Source organism: Pseudoroseomonas cervicalis ATCC 49957, assembly GCF_000164635.1.
GTDB classification, from domain to species: domain Bacteria; phylum Pseudomonadota; class Alphaproteobacteria; order Acetobacterales; family Acetobacteraceae; genus Pseudoroseomonas; species Pseudoroseomonas cervicalis.
Map to the genome: position 1 here is coordinate 1 of NZ_GG770992.1, position 2,201 is coordinate 2,201.

Sequence of the window (2,201 nt, forward strand, 5' to 3'; positions counted from 1 at the left end):
CGGCGCCGGGCTGGGCGGCGCTGATCGCCGCGACGCGCTGCGCCGACCCCTTCCTCTCCCGCCCCTGCTCCTTCGAGGACTCGCTGCGCCAGCTGGCCGAGTGGGCGCGGGCGCAGGCGGAGAACCGGCGCGTCGCCATCTGCCTGGGCATGGCCTTCTGGAAGCGCCGGCGCATCGCCGCGCTGTTCGCCCATGCCGGCGGCGCCCCCGGCTTCACCCGCAGCGCCGGCCACGCCATCGCCGAGGCGAAGCGCCAGGGCGGCGCCGTCGCCGCCTGGGCCGGCGCCATGCCGCAGGGCTTCCGCGAGGCCTGTGGCCGCGCCGGCGTGACGCTGCTGACGGTGGAGGATGGCTTCGTCCGCTCGCGCGGCCTCGGCGCCCGCTTCCTGCCCGGCGCCGCCTATGCGGTGGATGCGGAGGGCATCTATTACGACCCCGCCCGGCCGAGCGGGCTGGAGCGCCTCCTGGCCGAGTCCGACTTCCCGCCCGACCTGCTGGCGCGCGCCGCCGCGCTGCGCCAGGCGATCGTGGCGCGCGGGGTGACCAAGTACAATCTGGCCGGCAGCGCGCCGCGCCTCGACCCGCCGCCGGGGCGGGACTGCCTGCTGGTGCCGGGGCAGGTGGAGGATGACGCCTCGGTGCGGCTGGGCGGCGCCGGGCTCGGCGGCAATCTGGACCTTCTGCGCGCGGTGCGCGCGGCCAATCCCGATGCCTGGATCGTCTACAAGCCGCACCCCGATCTGGAGGCCGGCTTCCGCAAGGGCCGCCTGCCGCCCGAGGCGCTGGCGGGCCTGGCCGACCAAGTGGTGACCGGCGCGCCGCTGACCGCGCTGTTGCCGCAGATCGACGCGCTGCACACCCTGACCTCGCTCTCCGGCTTCGAGGCGCTGCTGCGGGGCGTGAAGGTGGTCACCTGGGGCCAGCCCTTCTATGCCGGCTGGGGGCTGACCGAGGACCGCGCCCCGCCGCCGCGGCGCGGCCGCACCCTGGAGCTGGACGCGCTGGTGGCCGGCGCGCTGATCCTGTTCCCGCGCCAGGTCGACCCGCTGACCGAGCTGCCTTGCCCGCCGGAGCTGGTGCTGGAGCGGCTGCAGCGGCCGGAGCTGTGGAAGATTTCTCCCCTCACCCTGCATCGCGGGGTGGAGGGCTGGCTGCGCGGATTGCTGGCGCGGCGGCGGGGGCTGCGGTGAGCCGCTTCCGCTCGGCCATCATCACCGGCGCCTCGCGCGGGTTGGGCGCGGCGATGGCGCGGCGGCTGGCGGCGCCGGGGGTGACGCTCGGCCTGATCGGCCGCGACGCGGACGCGCTGGCGGCGGTCGCCGAGGATTGCGCCGCGCGTGGCGCGCATCCCCGCACCGCGCGGATCGATGTGCGCGACGCCACGGCGATGGAGCGCCAGCTGCTCGCCTGGGATGCCGAGAGCCCCACCGACCTGCTGCTGGCCAATGCCGGCATCGCGCTGGGCACCCGCCCGGGCGGCGGGCGGGAAGGGGTGGCGGCGCTGCGCGCGCAGCTCGAGGTGAACATGCTGGGCGCGGCGCATCTGGTGGAGCCGCTGCTGCCGGCGATGCTGGCGCGGCGGCAGGGCAGCATCGGGCTGGTCTGTTCGCTCTCCTCCTTCCGGGGCCTGCCGGACAGCCCGGGCTATTGCGCCAGCAAGGCGGCGCTGTGGAGCTATGGCGAGGCGCTGCGGGCCGGGACGGCGCCCAAGGGCCTGCGCGTCACCCTGGTGGCGCCCGGCTTCTTCGACAGCGCCATGGGGTCGCGCTGGGTCGGCGCCCGCCCCTTCTCGATGAGCGCCGACCAGGCCGCCGCCCGGCTGGCGCGCGCGCTGGATCGTGGCGCGGCGCGGCTGGCCTTTCCCTGGCCGCTGGCCCTGGCGCTGCGGCTCTCGCCGCTGGCGCCCTCGCGCTGGGTGGATGCGGTGGTGCGGCGCATGGAATTCCAGATCCAGGACCAGGGGCAGGGGGCGCCCCCCCCTGCAGCACGGGCGGAGCCCGGACCATGACCTTGCAGGACTTCGTCGCCGGCATGGCGCTGGAGGGCGGCGCGCTGCGCCTGCCCGCCCCGGCCTTCGACGCCTATTTTTCCGGCCTCTTCCCGGCTTCGTTGCGCGCCGATCCGCCGCGCTACGCCTTCGCCGCCGCCGCCCATGCGGCGCTGATGAGCCTGACGCGGCATCTGGTGCTGGAAGGCGTGGT

3 protein-coding genes are annotated in these 2,201 nt (G+C 76.3%); all 3 read left to right on the forward strand.

The genetic code is table 11. From position 1 onward, the window contains the following. The coding region (locus tag HMPREF0731_RS21060) for a capsular polysaccharide export protein, LipB/KpsS family (RefSeq protein WP_007006262.1) at window positions 1-1,190 on the forward strand (1,190 nt) is incomplete at its 5' end. After that, window positions 1,187-2,008 (forward strand): SDR family NAD(P)-dependent oxidoreductase, encoded by an 822-nt coding sequence (locus tag HMPREF0731_RS21065; protein WP_007006263.1) that lies wholly within the window; start codon window positions 1,187-1,189, stop codon window positions 2,006-2,008. The genes HMPREF0731_RS21060 and HMPREF0731_RS21065, both read left to right, overlap by 4 nt. Next, the coding region (locus tag HMPREF0731_RS21070; RefSeq protein WP_007006264.1) for a hypothetical protein at window positions 2,005-2,201 on the forward strand (197 nt) is incomplete at its 3' end. The genes HMPREF0731_RS21065 and HMPREF0731_RS21070, both read left to right, overlap by 4 nt.